The sequence below is a fragment of the Kitasatospora sp. MBT66 genome (assembly GCF_000710405.2).
Taxonomy (GTDB): domain Bacteria; phylum Actinomycetota; class Actinomycetes; order Streptomycetales; family Streptomycetaceae; genus Kitasatospora; species Kitasatospora purpeofusca.
The window spans coordinates 313,691-331,107 of sequence record NZ_JAIY01000016.1; the positions used below are offsets into that span (position 1 = coordinate 313,691).

Genomic DNA, 17,417 nt, shown 5'->3' on the forward strand with positions numbered 1-17,417 from the left:
GGCTTCTGCGGCCCCGGCGAGGTCGGCGGCTCGGCCGCCCCGGACTCCTCGGCCCCGAAGAGGCCCCGCGTCATCCTCCGCAGCGCCCGGCGACCGGCCCGGAAGGTCTCCGCGAGCGAGGAGTCCGGGTCGCCCGCACCCTCGCTCCCCCCGGTCCCCCCGGTCCCTCCGGCCCCTCCGTCGGATCCCGTCGGTCCGACCGCCGGGCCGGGCCCCACCACGGGCACGGGTCGCGGCGGCGCGGGCCGCGGGGGCGGCGGGGGCCGCAGCAACTCGTACGCCCGGCAGTCCGCACTGGTCAGATGGGTGAACCGGTGCGCCTCGGCGTCGGAGCGCCGCCGCCAGCCGGTGGCCAGCAGGCACCGGTCCCGGGCCGCCCCGGCGGCCGCCGACCAGAGGGCGGCCGCGTCCGACTCGGGCAGCAGATGCGTCCCGGCCGAGTGCGCGGGCAGCCAGACCGCCGCCGTGGGCGAGGGCGCGGCTACCCCGTGCCACGGGGCGGCGACCGGCCGGGTGGTCCTGGGCTCGGCCTCCTCCCGGCCGACCGCCTCCCAGGTCGGCGCGATCCACTCGGTGTAGACCGGCCCGGCCCAGTCGACCAAGTGGGCGGTCAGTTCGGCGAGTTCGGGAATCCTCGGGTCGGCAGCGTCCGGCGCCGCGGCCCGGTACCAGCCCACGAAGCCGTACAGCGGCCGGCCGAACCGGTCGTGCACCATGGTCCGGCTGATCCGGCCCAACTCGCAGGCGGCGCCGACCAGGACGCCGCGGGCGTCGCGGTGGAGCAGGAAGCGCGGGCCCGCCTCCAGTCGGTTCCCGCCCGCGACGGCGGCGCGCACCGCGTCCGCCACCGGTCCCTGCCGGTCGACCCCGGAGGGGAGCGCCCGCCACCACTGGTCGACCTGGAGGGTGCGGCCGTAGACCAGCGCCGACCAGCCGCCCGGCACGGCCGGTTCCGCGTCCGGGTCCGGCGGGGCGGAGGAGGGCTCGGGCTCCGGCCCGTGCTGCGTGTTCGTCGTCATCTCATCAGTCCGTCCGTGAGTCGGTCCGTCGGTCCCTCGCTCCCCCGGTCCCTCAGTCCGTCAGCAACCGGCCGTCACGGAAGATCGGGATCCCCTTCAGCTCGTCGTCGAGGTCGCGGCAGCGGTCCTGGGCCTTCTGGAGGTCGGCGGCGGTCGCGGAGCTGCTGGCGACCAACCGGTCGATCTGCTGGCGGGCGCTGTCCTTCTGGGCGCCCTTGAACAGCCCGCCGAAGAAGCCCTGGCTGAGCGCGGCCAGTTCGCCGCGCGAGGCGTCCAGACTGTCGGAGAGCCGGGACATCTCCTGCCGGTTCCGCACGATGCCCTCGCTGAGGTAGTGGCGGAGGCTGAAGATGATCGGCAGGTGCAGGTTCTTCGGGGCGATCCGGCTGGCGTCCACGGTCGTCTGGACCGCCCCGCCGAAGTTGCCGAGCTGGACGGCGCAGAGCGCCATCGTGACGCCCTCGGCCTCGTCACCGGCCAGCCACGGCAGCAGGTTGCGGAGGTTGCGGGCCGCGGCCTGCAGGGCCTCCGAGGCCCGCATGCCCGTGCGCTCGGCGAGCAGGTCGGCCTTGGTGAGCAGGACGGTCACGCCGGGCACCGGATCGCCGTCGTCCAGCCGGCGGCTGAAGACCTCGGAGATCGCCCGGCCGAACCGGGAGATCTCCATCGGCTCCCCGAACCGCTCCAGGTTCCCGGGGGTGCCGTGCCGGATCCATTCGGCGACGTGCTCGGAGTCGAGCGCCACGATGATGCTGTCGGACACCGCGATCCGCTCCTGCAGCATGTCGACGTCCTTGGCCGTGCCCCGGCGGTCCAGGGCGGCGTTGCCGCGGAAGTCGACGCAGTCGATGGTCATGAGGTCGCGCATGCCGCGGCGGAACACGAAGTCGTAGGCGATCGGGTCCTCCGAGGTCGCCTTGGGCATCGTGCCGTTGCGGCGCAGCGTGGCCCAGTGCTCGGCGAGGTCGAGGTCGAGGTCGGGATCGGTGGCGTAGAGGTAGTAGCCCTGCACGCCCATCGAGAGGCGGTTGTACATGCCGTGCAGGTAGGCGGTCTTGCCGGAGCCGCTGGCGCCGAGCATGGTCAGGGTGAGCTTGGGAACGGCCATGGTGCGGGGTCCTCTCGGTGAGCAGGGCAGGTCGTGCGGGTCGGGTCAGGAGGCCAGGGGCCGGGAGTCGGGGGTCCGCTCAGAACGAGAGGACGTCCTCCAGCAGTTCGCCCAGCCGGTCGGCCGGGGCCACCAGCGGCTCCAGGCGGGAGAGTTCAGCGGCAGCGCGGGCCCGGTCGCGGTCCCGGATCGAGGCCCAGGACGGCTCGTCCTCCCACCAGCTGCTGATCCGGTCCCACAGGGTGTCCCGCTGGTCGGCCTGGCGGGCCGAGGCCATCAGGCTCTCGATCGAGGCGGACAGCTCCATGGCCCGGCCGACGATGCCGAACCGGAGCGTCCACAGCACCGGGAGCGCCACGCCCTCCGGCTCCGGCCCGCAGACCAGCGGGATGAACGCCCCCTGGATGTGGCGGGTCTCCTGCACCGCCTGGATCAGCGGCAGGAACGGGACGAGGAAGCGCTCCTCGGCGTCGTCGGCGCCGAGGTCGACCAGGTCGGTCTTGGTGAGGGCGATCACCAGCGGGGTGAGGTTCTCCTCCCGGTCGGAGACCGCCTGGTGGACGCGGACGACGAGCCGGCGGACGTCCTCCGCCGCTTCCGGGTCGGTGTCCAGCCGGAGGGCGTCGACGAACAGCACGATCCCGTCGGCGCGGACCAGGTCGTCGTGCAGCCGGGCGGCCTGCGGGCTGGAGCGGCGGTGCTCGGTCAGCGCGCCGCCGCGGTGGTCCGTCCAGCGGAACGGGAAGATCTCGTCGCCGTCGTGGCAGAGCACGAACTCGTAGCACTGGGGGCGGTCGCTGGCGCGCGGGTAGTGGCCGCGCAGGATGGCGCGGGCGTCGGCGAGCAGCGAGCGGTGCGCGTCGCGGTCGGCGGTGCGCAGGGTCATGCCCTCGACGCCGTCGCACATGGCGGCGTACATGAGGGAGAGGTAGCTGGTCTTCCCGGCCGCGCTGTGGCCGAGCATCACGATGTCCATGCGGTTCCTCGGGTTGTCGCGGGTCCTCGGGTCGGGGCGGATCGGGCCGAGTCGGGTCGGCCCCGTTTCCGGGCAGGGCGGAGCGCGGTGCGGCGCTGCGGCGGCGCTCACCTCGCGGACCACCCGGCCGGGTTCAGTCGTGGTCGAACCAGGGGTCGACCTCGGCCGGGTAGTGGGCGACCGCCCAGCGGCCCGGACCGGCGGCCTCGGATCCCGTCCCCCCGGCCGCGGCGCCGTCGGGCGGCGGCGGGGCGGGCGGGTCGGTGAGGGCGCCGAGGGCGACGGCGGCCTTGGGGTCGGCGGCCAGTTCGGGGATCCGGCCGAGCCGGGCGGCGACCAGGTCGGCCACCGGCGGTGTCCGGCTGGCCGCCCCGCAGAGTACGACGGCCCCGAGTTCGGCCGGGGTGAGACCGGCGCGGGCGACGGTGCGTTCCAGCAGCCCCACCGAGGCGGTGAGCGCCGGGGTGACGGCGGCCCGGTACTCGCCGCCCTGCACGACGAACGGTTCCGGGTAGCCGGGCACCGCGAGGTACACCGTGCCGGTGCTCGACAGCGACTCCTTGGCCAGGGTCAACTCACTTGACAGCTGCGAGCGTTGGTGGGAGCCGACGGGCGTCCGGTCGGCCTGGAGCCGCTGCCAGGGCGCCGGGTCGAGGTCCAGGGCCCGGTCCCGGAGCAGTTCGAACAGGGCCTGGTCCAGGTCACGGCCGCCGAAGTCCGGATCCCCCGCCACCGCGACGGCGCGGAAGCCGTCCCCCTCCCGGCGGAGGACGGCGGTGTCCACGGTGCCGCCGCCGAGGTCGTAGACGGCGATCGGCGCGCCGTCACCGGCCTGGGCGTTCGCCGCGTGGAAGCGGGCGGCCGCGACCGGTTCGGGCAGCAGTTCCGGCGTATCCAGCCCGGCCCGCCCGGCGGCCTCGACCAGCCGGTCCAGGTCGGCGGGCGACCAGTCGGCGGGGTGGGTGAGCACGGTGCGCGCCGGGTCCGTCCCGCCGCACACCGCCCGCGCCTCGGTGGCCACCCGGGCGAGCACGGCGGCGACCAGGTCCACGGTGTCCACCTCCCGGTCGTCCAGCAGCACGGCCGGCTGCCGCAGCAGCGCCCGCTTGGGGTGCTGCTCGGCGCGTTCCGGCCGCTGGGCGGCGAGTTGGACGGCGGCCCGGCCGGTGAGCAGCCGGCCGTCGTCGCCCAGGCAGACCAGGGACGGCAGGTAGCGGCTGTTCTCGATCTCGACCGCCGTCGCTGCGCTCCCCGCGCCGTCGGACGCGACGCCGGACCGCGCGCCGGACTCCGTGCCGGGCCGCTCGACCCGGACGGCCGCCGTGGTGAAACAGGTACCGAAATCGATGGCCAACGACCAGTCAGACACGTTTCCTCGCAAGGGAGTTGTGGTCGCAGGAGGGCGCACGGGCGGAGCCGGAGGGCGATCCTCCGGCAACCCCGCGCAGGATGCTAGGGCCCCGGAGGCACTTGTGGAGAAGTTCGGTACATCTTGTAACAATGGCATGGGCATTGCCGGTCGGAACCGGGTGCCGGCAGCCGGGTGCCGACCGTCGACCGGAGCCCGCTCCAGCAGCGCCGGACCGGGTGGCACCCCGCTCCCCGGGCCGGGGTGCCGCCACCAGTCTCGGCACACCGTTCGACCGAGACACCGTCAGCTGACCGAATCCGCTGCCACTCCCGTCGATTCGACCCCGCGGCCGGTCCGTGCGAGAGTCGGGACGGACGAGTCGGGGTACACCGCCGCCCCGCCGAGGGAGGTTCCGATGAACACACCCGGCCCGGTCGACGTCCCCGAGGCCTTCGCCACCTCCTACCGCGCCCACGGCGCCGCCGAACGCCGATGGATTCGCGAACTTCCCTCGCTCGCGGCCGACTTCCTCGACCGCTGGAGCCTGCGCCCGGACGGCCCCGCCGCCCACGGCATGGCCTCCCTGGTCCTCCCGGTCCTTCGGCCGGACGGCTCCCCCGCCGTCCTCCGGCTGCAACAGGTCCGCCCCGAGACCGCCGGGGTGGCGACCGGACTGCGGGCCTGGCGCGGCAACGGCGCCGTCCTGCTGCTCGACCACCACCCCGACAGCGGAACCCAGCTGCTCGAACGGCTCGACGCGACCCGCCCGCTCGGCACTGTCGCCGACGACGACACCGCGCTGCGGCTGCTCGCCGCACTGATGGCCCGGCTGACCGCCACCCCCGCCCCACCGGGCCTGCGCCGGCTCGACGACATCGCCGCCGCCATGCTGGACGAAGCACCCCGCGCCGCCCCGGCCCTGAGCGACCCGGACGAACGCCGACTGCTGCGGGACTGCGCGGCGGCCGTCGCCCCGCTGCTCGCCGAGCCCGGCGACCGGCTGCTGCACTGGGACCTGCACGACGGCAACGTGCTGGCCGGCGAACGCGAGCCCTGGCTCGTCATCGACCCCGAACCGCTCTCCGGCGACCCGGGGTTCGAACTGCTCCCCGCCATCGACCAGCGCTGGGACGCCGTCCTGGCCGGCGCCGACGCGGGCCGCACCGTGCTGCGCCGCTTCGACCTGCTCACCGAAGCCCTCGGACTCGACCGCCCCCGCGCCGCCGGCTGGACCCTCGCCCGGGTACTGCAGAACGCCCTCTGGGACATCGAGGACGGCCGGACCGCCCTGGAGCCGACCCAGACGGCCATCGCCACAGCGCTGCTGCGCCACCGCCGCGGTTAGGGCCTGAGAGCGTCAGGCTCAAGAAAGGCTCAAGAAAGGCTCAGGAACGGTTCGTCGGCGGTCCGACCTGCCGTACGATCCGGGGCGAGGCGCACCGGTCCCGTCGGCGCGCCCCGGATCGAGGGGGAACACCGATGAAGCGCATCATCGCGGGACTGTCGTCCCTGCTGTGGTTCGCCGGTCTGGGCGACCGGAAGCGCACGGCACAGCCGTACTCGCCGGAGGGCGACAACTACCGCCAGACCGGGGGCGGCGGCTTCCACCTGTGAGCGTGCGGGCCCTCATGAGGGCCCGCACCTCCCCGGTTCGGCCACCGGTCGGCGCGGCCTGGACCGACGCCGGATCAGGGCCTAGCGTGATCCGCGCGATGTCGTCGGCACGGGGGGGTGCCATGCACGAGTATCTCGATCCACCGCGCGCGCTGCCGCCGCCGAAGGGCGGGACCGGCCGACGCTCGACCGCGTGGACGCTCGGGACTGGTGGCGCGGTCGCCCTGGCCTCGGCCTGGTCCCTGGGCACGCTGCTGGTGGTCCCCTGGCACCCGGCACCGCGCTGGGAGGTGCTGCTGTCCTTCGCCGTCACCGTGCTGCTCGGCCTCGCCTGGCTGCTCGCCTCCCGGCTCGCCCCGGCGCTCGGGCCCGCCGAGCCTGTCCCGCCCCGGCCCCGGCCGTCACCCGCCGAACTGCGCGGGATCGCGGCGCGGACGGCGAGGCGCTCCCGCCGGTCGGTCCTGACCGGCTGGGCGATGGTGCTGCCAGCGCTCTGGACCGTCCCGGTCGTCCTCCTGACCGCGCACCAGCCGCTCGAACACAAGCTGATCGCCAGGCACAAGGCCCTGGTCGCCGCCGGGGCCCGGTGGACCGACAACACGGTGGCCCTCTCCACGGCGGAGGCCGCGGGACGGCCGCGCGAGCACGGCCCGACGATCGCCGTGCACCCCGCCGGGCAGCCCGAGGCGTCGCTGGCGGTCGAGAACGAGCGCGGCAAGCTGGACCGTCTCGCGGCCGGGGACAGCCTCCGGATCCTGCGCGACCCGGAGCACCCCGGTCTCGGGATGTTCCCGGAACCCCTGCTCCCCCTGGTCCACCCCGGCCGCCCGTTCGCGAGCAGCCGCTTCGTGCCCGTCCTCATAACCATGCTGGTGATCTGGTACTGCCTTCTGTACGGCGTCCTGGGCCGCCGCGTCCTGCTTCCGACCCGCCTGCTGCGGGTCCGGGAGTACCCGCTGACCACCGATCCACCGCACCCCGGCTCCGACGAGCCCGAGGGCGCCACCGGCCCGGTGATCGACTGGCAGCGGGTCCGGGTCCACGGCACCGTCTTCGAATGGACCTTCCGGACCGGGGCCTCCGACGACAGCGACGTCGCCGCCCGCTCGGGCCTGCGCCTCGACCCCGAGGCCGCCGACCCGTCACCGGACCCGGGTCCGGGCTCGCTCGCCTTCCAGACCCACGCCGCCCGCTTCGCCGACTCGGACGCCACGGGCCGGACGGCCGTCCGGCTCGCCGGTGCCGCCGGGTGGCTCGGCCGCCAGAGCGGCGGTACGGGCGGCGCGTTCGCCGTCCTGGTGCTCGACAACGGAGAGACCTGGTGGGGCTTCGACCACCCCCTGGTACCGGCCGGGACCGACCCGTCCACCACCGGGCCGACGGACACACCCCCGGACGGCGGTACCGGCACGGACACGGACGCACCGGTCGTACCGCTCCGCCTGCCGCCGCTGACGCAGGTCTTCGGGCCGGACGAACGACTCGGCCTGAGCGCCCTCGGCCTGTACCCGATGGGTGCAATCTGGCTGAACTCCACCGGCGTCCTCCTCCGTTTCAGCGGAGTGGCGGTGTTCGCGGTCGAGGTGGTCGGCGCCGCCGCCTGGACCGCCCTGGGCTTCGGCGTGGCGACCCTGGTCGAACGCCGGCGGGCCCGACAGCAGTCGGCACCCACGGGCGCACCGATCGGCTGACGGGCTGACAGGCACTCGACGCCCCACCCGCGCCCGCCCGTTCCGTTCACGCGGGCGCGCACGGGGCGCACAGGGCGCACGGACGGGTGGCTGGCATCGGCCACCCGGCCCCCGGCCGGAACCGGTCGGGTGACTCGCCGGTTGCACTCGCGTGAACCACCTCCGCCGCGCACTTCGCGGTACCGCACACCTCGTCACCCGGCTCTGCTCCGCCGTCGAGCATCTCGACACCCGCGCCGACGCGGCCCTCCGGGCGCGGCTGCGCCCGCTCGTCACCCGGTTGGCGGACCTGGTGCGCCGGATGGCCGAGGCCAACTGCGGCGACGCGCTCGCCCGCCACCTCCCGTGCCGCGCCCGCGACCGCAACAACACCGAGCGCAGCAACGGGCGCACCCGCCACCGGAAGCGTTCCGCGCTCGACGACTGACACACCACCGGCCCCGGCGGACGTCCAGGAGGACGGTCCACCGGGGCCGGTCGGTCGCGCCGATCAGGAGCGGCTCGGAGGCAGGACGGGAACGCGTCAGGCGCGGCAGGTCCCGGTGGCCCAGTCGACGGTCGCCGTCGCCTGCGAGTACTTCCACTCCGGCGCGAGCAGCTCACGGTCCAGCTGGGCGGCGGCGTTGCCGTCCTCGACGATGTAGCCGAAGTCCTGCAGCCAGGCCGGGTACAGGTTCTTCGAGCCGATGTAGAAGGCCGAGTCGTCCACCGCGACCAGCTTGTGGTGCAGCGCGTACGGGTGGCCGTCGGCCCAGGTGGCGGTGGGCGCGGCGCGGAAGGTGGCGAGCTGCAGGTTGCCGCACAGCGCGGCGGCGGCCTTCCCCTTGTCGCCGGTGAGCGCGGTCAGCCGGGCCTTGAGCACGTCGCTGATCTCGGCGAGGGACTTGATCTGCGAGTAGCCGCCGCTGCCGACCGCTCCCCGGTTGGCCGGGTCGCTGACCACGATCCGCACCTTGACCCCGTCGGCGAGCTTGGCGGCGAGGGTGTCGTAGAGGCGGGAGTCGTAGCGGGCCAGCGGCGGGCAGGTGGCGTTGAGGTCCTGCTGGGAGATCTCGATGTGCTTGCGCGCGCTGCCGACGAGGGCGCGCAGGGCGTTCTCCTCGGGGTTGACCGTCTCGTAGTCGCGGTCGGCGTTGGTGTTGTCGTGCAGGGTGAGCATGCTGCACTTGGCGTCCGCCGCGCCCGCCACCGGCCCGGGCCGGTACGCGGACTTGGCGTCGACGTCCTTGATGCCGACGCCCAGTCCGCCGACGGCGATCACCGGGACGCCGCCGGTGGCGGCGGCCGGCGGGTTGAGCTCGCGCTCGATCGACGGGCGGCAGTCGCCGCCGTCCGAGGAGGCGAACCACGCGTTGTCGAACAGCCCGGTGCGCCCGCAGGTCCACTCCCAGAGGGTGTCCAGGTAGCGGGCGGCGGAGGTCGCGGCGGGGCCGTTCAGCGCGAGGTCCACGTCCGACACCGGGTGGGCGGTGTCGAGGTAGTCGTTCTTCCAGCCGTTGATGCCGCCGGAGATGACGGTGCGTCCGTCGACGACCAGGATCTTGGAGTGGTTCCAGGAGAAGGCGGTGCGCGAGGCGGTCATCGAGGCGATGTTGAGGCTGACCGAGGAGGCGGCGGGGCCGAGCTTGGCGACCAGTTCGTCCCGGTAGCGGAAGGGCAGCACGTTGGCGTGGTAGACCGGCGCGGCTCCGACCAGGATCCGCACGACGGGGCGGTTCCCGGCCGCGACGGCGGCCTTCAGACCGGCCACGATCGCGTCCTCGAAGCCGCCCTCGGGGAACGGCGCGAGGGTGGAGATGTCGACGGTGCGGGTCGCGGCGGCGACGTCGGCCGTCGTCTTCGCCAGCAGGGCGCGGGTGCCGGGCCGGTCGGCGCAGGCGGGGTCGCCCCAGCAGCCGGGTGTCTGGAGCAGCCAGTCGGCCGGGTCGGCGGCGTTCCCGGCGCCGGGCAGGCTGTTGCCCTCGGTGCGCTGCCACACGGTGCCCTCCAGTCCGGGGGACACCTCCCGCAGGACGCGCTCGACGGCGTCGAGGTGGGTGGCGTCCGAGGCTGCCGGTGTCCCGGACGCCGCGTGGGCGGGCGCGGTGGGCACGACGGCGAGCAGGGTGGTGGCAGCGGCGGCGGCGAGGGCGGTGCGCAGCGCGCGACCGGAGCGGCGGGAGCCGGGTCGGGACACGTGATGTTCCTTCAGAGCATGGCGGGCGGTTCGTGGTTCACCCGTCGGACGCCGCAAGATTACCCAGAAGTAACATCTAATCCAATTTGCACATGACAATGAGCCACCGGCCGGAATCCCACCCGCCGTTCGGCCCCCGCCACCCGGCCCCCGCCGTCCGTCGGGGACATCACCGCACGTCAGGACGGCGTCGGTCGGATCCGGCGGACGCCCGCCGGATCCGGCCCGTGGTGCAACCCCTCCAAGATCCGCTCATGATCGTTGTCCCCGGACACCGCCCGCGTCCGCGCCCCCGCCACCGCAGACTGGCAGCACGCGGCGGACCCCACCGGACGCCGCACCCCGTTCCCGCCGCGCCCCGGCCGACCCCCAGGACGTACCACCATGACCCCGCGTGTCCTCACTCCCCGCAACCGGGGCTTCCTCTTCCTCGACGCCCACCCGGAGGGCTGCCGACAGCTGGTGACCGACATGTGGGAAGCCTGCCCCGCCCCGGCCCGGGTGCCCGACGGCGACGGTCCGGTCGCCCTGGTCATCGGCTCCTCGGCCGGTTACGGCCTCGCCGCCACCGTCGCCGGGCTCAAGCGGGCCGGAGTCCGCGGGATCGCGGTGTCCTTCGAGAAGGCCCCGACCGAACGGCGCACCGCCACCGCGGGCTGGTACCGCACCGCCGCCACCGCCGAACTCGCCCGCGCGGCCGGACGGGACCTGGTGTTCCTGAACGGCGACGCCTTCTCCGACCCGGTGAAGGAGCAGGTCGCCGAGCTCCTCCAGGAGCGCTTCGGCGGCCGGCTGGACCACCTCGTGTACTCCGTCGCCGCGCCCCGCCGCACCGACCCCGACACCGGCACCACCTACGCCTCCGTGCTCAAGCCGATCGGCGGGGCGAGCCGCACCAGCACCCTGGTCTTCGACGACGAGGGCGGCGCGGAGGTCCGCGAGGTCGAGACCGCGCCGGCCGAGGGCGACGACATCGAGCAGACCGTGGCCGTGATGGGCGGCGCGGACTGGGAGCGCTGGATCGACCACCTGGCCGCCCGGGGCCTGCTCGCCGAGGGCTTCACCACCGCCGCGCTGTCGTACATCGGCTCGCCGCTGACGGCCGCGATCTACCGTCAGGGCACCATCGGCGCGGCCAAGGTGCACCTGGAGGCCACCGCCCGGGCCCTGGACGAGCGGCTCGCCGCCACGGTCGGCGGGCGGGCCGTGACCTCCGTCAACGGCGCCGCCGTCACCCAGTCCTCCACCGCCGTCCCCGGCATCGCCCTCTACACCGGCCTGCTGCGCGGCGTCCTCGGCGAGGGCATGGTCCCGCCGGTCCACCAGCTCGCCGCCCTGTGGGACCAGCTCACCGGCACCGCCCCGCTCGCCCTCGACGAGGAGGGCCGGGTCCGCCTGGACGGCTGGGAACTCGCCGACGCCGTCCAGGCCGCCGTGGCCGAACGCTGGCGGGCCGCCACCACGGACACCGTCGGCGGGCTCGCCGACCTCGACTGGTTCCGCGCCGAGGTCCGGCGCCTCTACGGCTTCGCCGTGCCGGGGGTCGACTACGCCGCTCCGGTCGCCACCGACGTCCCCTGGCCCGCCCCCACCGCCTGACCGTCCGACGCGTCTGCCACGCAAGCCCCGGTCCTGGCCCCAGCCCCAGCACCGGCCCCGGCACCGGCCTCCGCCCCGGCCCGGTGCTCGCTCGGGGTGACGCCGTACCACTCACGGAAGGCGCGACTGAAGACGGCATGGCTGGAGAAGCCCCAGCGGGCGGCGACGGCCTGGACGGAACGGTCACCGGGGTCGCGGCGGGCGAGGTCGGCGTGGGACCGCTCCAGCCGGCGGCGGCGAACGGTGGCCGCGACACTCTCGGGCCGGTCCTCGAAGAGCGCGTAGAGGGCGCGCAGGGACAGGTTGTGACGCTCGGCTATCAGCCGGGGTGTGAGGTCCGGATCGCCGAGGTTGTGCTCGATGAACGCGAGGACGCGTTCCAGCGTCAGCCTGGCCCGGGCGTCCGCCGGCACCTCGTCCAGCGCTCCCAGCTGGTGGGCCAGACAGGCGCCGACCAGATCGAGCACCATCGGCCCGAGACCGGCCAGCTCCTCCTCCGCGCAGTACGGCGCCTGGCCGACCAGGGTGTTCAGGAAGCCGGAGAGGATCGCCCCGCTGCCCCGCCGGGCGGGGATGCGCCGGGCGAGCAGCCGGTCCACCCGCTCGGGGCGCAGCGGTACCGCGGACCGGGGGACCTGGAGCACCACGGCCCGGACCGGTCCGTCGGCGCGCACGCACTCGGTCGTCATCGGGCGCGAGGTGTCCGCCAGCACCATGTCCCCGGCGATCAGCTCGTCCCGGCCCGTGTGGGAGAGCCGGAAGGAGCCTCCCGACACCAGGGTCAGCTGGTAGTCCTCGGGATCGCCCTGCCGGACGTGTGCCGCCGAGCGCCGCGCCACGATCGGCGAGTAGGCGAACGAGGCCATGCGGACCGGCCCCAGCTCCACGCCGGCGATGTCGGCGTGGAAACCGGCGGCGTGGTCCGTACTGATGGACAGCGGCATCACTTCGCTGGAGACGGCCTCGCGGAACCACTCGAACCGGTCCTCCGCCGGTACGACCGCCGCCGACACGCTCGACCACCCCATGGGACCCCCGCCCTTGCGCCGTGTCGGTCCGGGCCGTCGATCGCCCGGCCCCGACCTCGGACGACGATTCCCGCCGCCATCTGTCCATGATCCACTACGCGCCGCCCCCGGAGCGTCCGGGGACGGCGCCGCCCGCCCCGGGGTGACGGGACGGGCGGCGGCGGGAGGCGGTAGGAGACGGCGGGAGACCGCCGGGAGAGGGCGGGCGCGGACGCTACAGACCCCGCGTCAGGTGGGTGGTGAGCAGCCGGGTGAAGCGGGCCGGGTCGGGCAGGTCCCCGCCCTCGGCGAGCAGCGCGCCGCCGTACACCAGCTCGGCGATCTCGGTCAGCGCCGGGTTCGCCGGGTCGGCCGCGTACGAGGTGCGCAGGGCGGTGATCAGCGGGTGGCCCGGGTTGAGCTCCAGGGTGCGCCGGACCGGGGGCATCTCCTGCCCGGTCGCCCGGAACATCTTCTCCAGGGTCGGGGAGATGTCGTCGGCGTCACCGACGATGCAGGCCGCGGAGGTGGTCAGCCGCGAGGACAGCCGGACCTGCTTCACCTGCTCGGAGAGCGCCGAGGTCAGCCAGGGCAGCAGTTCGGCGAAGTCCTGCTCGCGCCGGGTCCGCTCCGCCTCGGCCTCCTCGTCCTCGTCGGCCGCCTCGTCCAGGTCGACCTGGCCCTTGGCGATGGACTGGAAGCGGTGGCCGTCGAAGGCGGGGATCCGGTCGGCCCAGATCTCGTCGATCGGGTCGCTGAGGACCAGCACCTCGTAGCCCTTGGCGGTGAACGCCTCCATGTGCGGGGAGTTCTCCACCGTGGCCCGGGTCTCGCCGGTCAGGTAGTAGATGGCGTCCTGGCCCTCCTTCATCCGCTCCACGTACTCGCGCAGCGTGGTGGGGCGCTCGGTGTCGTGGGTGGAGGGGAGCGACAGCAGCTCCAGCAGCGCCTGGGAGTTGTCGGGGTCCTCGACCAGGCCCTCCTTCAGCGCCCGGCCGAACTGGTCCCACAGCTTGCCGTAGCGCTCGGCGTCGTTGGCCTGCACGCTCTTGAGCGCGCCGAGGACCTTCTTGACCAGGCGCCGCCGCACGGCCTGGATCTGGCGGTCGTGCTGGAGGATCTCCCGCGAGATGTTCAGCGACAGGTCGTGGGCGTCAACCACGCCCTTGACGAAGCGCAGGTAGTTCGGCATCAGCGCTTCGCAGTCGTCCATGATGAACACCCGCTTGACGTACAGCTGCACGCCGCGCTTGGTCTCTCGCGAGAACAGGTCGAACGGCGCCTGCGCGGGGACGAAGAGCAGCGCCTCGTACTCGAAGGTGCCCTCGGCGCGCATGTGGATGGTCTCGGCGGGGGCGAGCCAGTCGTGGCTGATCTGCTGGTAGAACTCGGTGTACTCGGCCTCGGTGACCTCGCTGCGCGGCCGGGCCCAGAGCGCCTTCATCGAGTTGAGCGTCTCGATGGCGGGCTCGGCGGCGGGCTCGGCGGCGGCGTCCTCGTCGGACCCGGTGCTGCCGGCGCTGCCGGCGCCCTCGGCGGCCATCCGGATCGGCCAGCGGATGAAGTCCGAGTACTGCTTGACGATCTGGCGGATCTTCCACCCGGCCAGGTAGTCGGCCAGGCCGTCCTCGCCGTCCACCGGCTTGAGGTGCAGCGTGACCGAGGTGCCCACCGGCAGGCCGTCGACGGCCTGGAGCTCGTAGGTGCCCTCGCCGTCGGACTCCCACTGGGTGCCGGCGTCGGTACCGGCCCGCCGGGTACGCAGGGTGACCTTGTCGGCGACCATGAACGCCGAGTAGAAGCCGACGCCGAACTGTCCGATCAGGCTCTGCGCGGCGGCGGCGTCCTGGGACTCCTTGATCTTCTCCAGCAGGCCGGCGGTCCCGGACTTGGCGATGGTGCCGATCAGGTCGACCAGGTCGTCCCGGCTCATGCCGATCCCGTTGTCACGGACGGTCAGCGTGCGGGCCTCGCGGTCGACCTCCAGGGCGATGTGCAGGTCCGAGGTGTCGGCCCCGACGGTGGAGCCGGCCAGCGACTCCAGCCGCAGCTTGTCCAACGCGTCGGAGGCGTTGGAGATCAGCTCGCGCAGGAAGATGTCCTTGTTCGAGTAGATCGAGTGGATCACCAGCCGGAGCAACTGCCGGGTCTCGGCCTGGAATTCCAGCGTCTCGACACTACTGGCCACTCTGGGGCCCCTTTCAGCACGACAGCATGACGGTGTTGACGGCATCAACGGTACTGACGGTCATGACGGCACAACCAGTCACGACGGTGTCGACGGTGATGACGGACGGACACGGTACGGCTCCGCACGGAGACGTACCGGCCACCGGAATCGTAGGCCCTCCCCCCGGCGTGCCGGAGCGGAGCACGGACGGCGGCGGCCCGTACCGTCGGCGCATGTCCTTCGGCCTGCTCGCGGCCCTGGCCGCCGCCCTGCTCACCGGCTCCGCCACCGTGCTCCAGGCGGTCGGGGCCCGGCGCGCCTCGGCCGGGCTGCCGCCCGGCGGGGCGGCGGCGCTCGCCGGGGCGTTCCGGCAGTGGCCGTTCCTGGTGGGCGTCGGGATGGACATGCTCGGCTTCGGCGCCGAACTCCTCGCCCTGGACCGGCTCCCGCTGTACGAGGTCGAGGCGGTGCTGGCCTCCGCGCTCGCCGTGACCGCCGTCGGCGCCGCCCGGGTGCTGAAGGTGCGGCTGCGGCGCAGCGAGTGGACCGGGGTGGCGGCGGTCTGCGCGGGGCTGTGCGTGCTCGCCGTGAGCGCCGGGCGGGACGGCCCCGGCCGGGGCAGCACGGCGCTGCGGCTCGGTGTGCTGCTCGCCTCGCTGCTGCTGATCGGCGCGGGCTGGGCCGTGGTCCGCTTCACCGACCACCGCCGGGCGCCGCTGCTGGGTCTGGTGGCCGGCCTCCAGTTCGGCGTGGTCGGCGTCGCCGTCCGGGTGCTGCCCGACCCCCGGCTGCCGGATCTGCTCACCGAACCCTCGGCCTATGCGATCGCGCTGGCCGGCCTCGGCGGTTTCGCCGCCCTCACCTGGGCCATGCAGACCGGGTCGGTCACGGCCGCGACCGCCGCGATGGTGCTCGGCGAGACGCTGGGCCCGGCCGTCGTCGGCGTCCTCCTCCTCGGCGACCACACCCGCCACGACCTCGCCCCGCTCGCCGTCCTGGGCTTCGCCGCCGCCGTGCTCGGTGCCCTCACCCTGGCCCGGTTCGGCGACGCCGAACAGCCGGCCGCGTCGGGAACGACGGCCTGAGGACGGCGGGCCGACGGCGGGCCGAGGACGGCGGGGCCACGGCTCCGCTCCGCGCCGCGCTGCCCCCGCTCTGCCGACCCGCCGGACCCGCCGGACCCGCCGCCGAAAATTTCTGGATCTTCCTCGCAACCGATGCCGGACTCGCCCGTCCTAGGAGTGCAGGCCACCGGAACGGCCTGCAGCACACCACCCTCTGGGGGAAGAGAACCATGCGAGCCCGCTCCGCCATGACCACCGCCGCGCTCACGGCCCTGGTCCTGACCCTGCCCGTCACCACCGCCTCGGCCGCCCCGGCCCCGGCCCCCGGCACCGCGCCCGGCACCGCGGCCGCCGGCACCGGCGGGGCCACCGCCCCGGCCGCCTTCGTGTCGCTCGGCATCCGGCGGCTGCTCGACACCCGCAGCTACCGGGAGAACCCGACCGGGCAGGCGCGCAAGCTCCAGCCCGGGGAGAACCTCCCCGTCCCCCTCTCCACCTGGAAGTCCCACCCCCCGCGCGAGCTGCCCGAGGTCCCGGCGGACGCCACCGCCGTGGTGGTCAATGTGACCGCCACCAACACCACCGAGGACGGCTACCTCACCGTCCGCCGGGACGCCGACCTGCCGGGGGCACCGGCCACGTCCACGCTGAACTTCAAGGCCGGTGAGACGGTCTCCAACACGGTCACCGTCGCGGTCGCCCGGCGCGGGGCGAACACCAGCCCGCAGATCAGCGTCTACAACAACGCCGGCACCACCGACGTGGTGGTCGACATCCTCGGCTACTACGGGCCCGGCACGTCGACCCGGCCGGCCGAGCGGTACGACAACGTCATGCCGCGACGGGTCACCGACACCCGGGTCGAGGGCGGGCGGCTCGGCTGGGGCAACGTCGTGACCGCCGGCGTCGCCCGGGACTCGCTCGGCACCTACGAGGCCACCTCGGTGCTCCTGAACGTCACCGCCGTCGACCCGTCGACCGAGGGCTTCGTGGTCGCCTACCCCTCCGACGGCAGCCTGCCGATCGAGGGCTCCCACCTCAACTACGGGCTCGGGCGGACCGTCGCGAACCAGGTGGTGGTCCCGGTCGGCGCGGACGGGGACATCAAGCTCTTCAACACCGGTTCCACCGACCTCGTCGTGGACGTCATCGGCTACTACGGCCCCTGGGCGAACCACCTCTACAGCGCGGTGACCGAGCAGAGCCGGCTGCTGGACACCCGCGACGACGGCGGCCAGTCGCCCTTCAGCACGCGCCGGCTGCAGGTGACGGGTGTCGCCGGGGTCCCGGAGAACGCCGCGACCGTCACCCTGAACATGACCGTCACCGAGCCGCAGGCCGCCGGGCACCTGGAGGTCTACGCCGCCGACCAGGGCGGCCGGCCCGGGACGTCGAACCTCAACTTCAACGCCGGCCAGACGGTGGCCAACGGCGTCACCGCCGACCAGGGCGGTGTCCAGCACGCCGTGGACATCTACCACCACTCCGCCGACCGGAGCCAGCTGATCGCCGACCTGACCGGATACTTCGTCCAGGGCTGACCGACACCTCGTCGCCCTCCCCGCGCGGCGGCGCGGGGAGGGCGTCCTTGCTTGGGGCGGGCTGCGGCCGACCTTTTCCGACAGGTCGTCATAATCCGCAC

General features: G+C 74.2%; 13 protein-coding genes and 1 pseudogene. 7 read left to right on the forward strand and 7 right to left on the reverse strand.

The window, feature by feature from the left end; genetic code table 11:
* From BI06_RS51755 to BI06_RS37330, 4 genes and pseudogenes are all read right to left on the reverse strand, one after another.
* Window positions 1-1,019 (reverse strand): annotated as a pseudogene (locus BI06_RS51755) (hypothetical protein); the annotation flags it as partial.
* Window positions 1,020-1,071: 52 nt separating this feature from the next.
* A complete protein-coding gene (locus tag BI06_RS37320) occupies window positions 1,072-2,127 on the reverse strand; it encodes a hypothetical protein (protein WP_043475734.1) in 1,056 nt (351 codons plus the stop codon).
* A gap of 79 nt (window positions 2,128-2,206) precedes the next feature.
* Window positions 2,207-3,103 (reverse strand): GTPase domain-containing protein, encoded by an 897-nt coding sequence (locus tag BI06_RS37325; protein WP_051742733.1) that lies wholly within the window; start codon window positions 3,101-3,103, stop codon window positions 2,207-2,209.
* Between the two features lie 133 nt (window positions 3,104-3,236).
* Window positions 3,237-4,472 carry an Hsp70 family protein gene (locus BI06_RS37330; protein ID WP_158516511.1) on the reverse strand — a complete coding sequence of 412 codons (1,236 nt, stop codon included), beginning with the start codon at window positions 4,470-4,472 and terminating at the stop codon, window positions 3,237-3,239.
* A 397-nt stretch (window positions 4,473-4,869) separates the two neighbouring features.
* Between BI06_RS37330 and BI06_RS37335 the strand changes: the two genes are divergently transcribed.
* From BI06_RS37335 to BI06_RS37345, 4 genes are all read left to right on the forward strand, one after another.
* Complete coding sequence (locus BI06_RS37335; RefSeq protein ID WP_043475735.1) at window positions 4,870-5,799, forward strand: aminoglycoside phosphotransferase family protein; 930 nt, start codon at window positions 4,870-4,872, stop codon at window positions 5,797-5,799.
* Between the two features lie 134 nt (window positions 5,800-5,933).
* Window positions 5,934-6,068, forward strand: coding sequence for a hypothetical protein (locus BI06_RS54885; protein WP_255360314.1), 135 nt, complete (start codon window positions 5,934-5,936; stop codon window positions 6,066-6,068).
* A gap of 122 nt (window positions 6,069-6,190) precedes the next feature.
* Window positions 6,191-7,759, forward strand: a complete 1,569-nt coding sequence (locus BI06_RS37340) for a hypothetical protein (RefSeq protein ID WP_043475737.1) — start codon at window positions 6,191-6,193, stop codon at window positions 7,757-7,759.
* A gap of 151 nt (window positions 7,760-7,910) precedes the next feature.
* Window positions 7,911-8,186, forward strand: coding sequence for a hypothetical protein (locus BI06_RS37345; protein ID WP_030393033.1), 276 nt, complete (start codon window positions 7,911-7,913; stop codon window positions 8,184-8,186).
* Window positions 8,187-8,282: 96 nt separating this feature from the next.
* Here BI06_RS37345 and BI06_RS55260 read toward each other — a convergent pair whose 3' ends face one another.
* A complete protein-coding gene (locus tag BI06_RS55260) occupies window positions 8,283-9,935 on the reverse strand; it encodes a phospholipase D-like domain-containing protein (protein WP_030393034.1) in 1,653 nt (550 codons plus the stop codon).
* Window positions 9,936-10,319: 384 nt separating this feature from the next.
* On the opposite strand from BI06_RS55260, the gene fabV reads away from it, so the two are divergent.
* Complete coding sequence (gene fabV / locus BI06_RS37355) at window positions 10,320-11,534, forward strand: enoyl-[acyl-carrier-protein] reductase FabV (RefSeq protein WP_043475740.1); 1,215 nt, start codon at window positions 10,320-10,322, stop codon at window positions 11,532-11,534.
* Here the strand turns inward: fabV and BI06_RS37360 are convergent.
* Both BI06_RS37360 and htpG read right to left on the reverse strand, forming a co-directional pair.
* On the reverse strand, window positions 11,483-12,562 hold the full coding sequence (locus BI06_RS37360; RefSeq protein WP_063795110.1) for a helix-turn-helix domain-containing protein: 1,080 nt from the start codon (window positions 12,560-12,562) through the stop codon (window positions 11,483-11,485). The two genes, fabV and BI06_RS37360, sit on opposite strands and share 52 nt — an antisense overlap.
* A gap of 214 nt (window positions 12,563-12,776) precedes the next feature.
* Window positions 12,777-14,729: a molecular chaperone HtpG gene (htpG, locus tag BI06_RS37365; RefSeq protein ID WP_043475744.1), complete on the reverse strand. Its 1,953-nt coding sequence runs from the start codon at window positions 14,727-14,729 to the stop codon at window positions 12,777-12,779.
* 215 nt (window positions 14,730-14,944) lie between these two features.
* Here htpG and BI06_RS37370 point away from each other — a divergent pair, with 215 nt between their 5' ends.
* Together BI06_RS37370 and BI06_RS37375 are read left to right on the forward strand one after the other, a co-directional pair.
* Window positions 14,945-15,796, forward strand: coding sequence for a hypothetical protein (locus BI06_RS37370; RefSeq protein ID WP_043475746.1), 852 nt, complete (start codon window positions 14,945-14,947; stop codon window positions 15,794-15,796).
* A 209-nt stretch (window positions 15,797-16,005) separates the two neighbouring features.
* Window positions 16,006-17,316 carry a hypothetical protein gene (locus tag BI06_RS37375; RefSeq protein WP_149030602.1) on the forward strand — a complete coding sequence of 437 codons (1,311 nt, stop codon included), beginning with the start codon at window positions 16,006-16,008 and terminating at the stop codon, window positions 17,314-17,316.
* Window positions 17,317-17,417: the final 101 nt, after the last annotated feature.

Bases quoted from the DNA above. Each gene is read 5' to 3' on its own strand.
- BI06_RS37360 (WP_063795110.1), bottom strand. From the start codon at position 12,562: ATGGGGTGGTCGAGCGTGTCGGCGGCGGTCGTACCGGCGGAGGACCGG.
- BI06_RS37335 (WP_043475735.1), top strand. From the start codon at position 4,870: ATGAACACACCCGGCCCGGTCGACGTCCCCGAGGCCTTCGCCACCTCC.
- BI06_RS37375 (WP_149030602.1), top strand. From the start codon at position 16,006: ATGCGAGCCCGCTCCGCCATGACCACCGCCGCGCTCACGGCCCTGGTC.
- BI06_RS37325 (WP_051742733.1), bottom strand. From the start codon at position 3,103: ATGGACATCGTGATGCTCGGCCACAGCGCGGCCGGGAAGACCAGCTAC.
- BI06_RS37320 (WP_043475734.1), bottom strand. From the start codon at position 2,127: ATGGCCGTTCCCAAGCTCACCCTGACCATGCTCGGCGCCAGCGGCTCC.
- BI06_RS37370 (WP_043475746.1), top strand. From the start codon at position 14,945: ATGTCCTTCGGCCTGCTCGCGGCCCTGGCCGCCGCCCTGCTCACCGGC.
- BI06_RS54885 (WP_255360314.1), top strand. From the start codon at position 5,934: ATGAAGCGCATCATCGCGGGACTGTCGTCCCTGCTGTGGTTCGCCGGT.
- BI06_RS37340 (WP_043475737.1), top strand. From the start codon at position 6,191: ATGCACGAGTATCTCGATCCACCGCGCGCGCTGCCGCCGCCGAAGGGC.
- fabV (WP_043475740.1), top strand. From the start codon at position 10,320: ATGACCCCGCGTGTCCTCACTCCCCGCAACCGGGGCTTCCTCTTCCTC.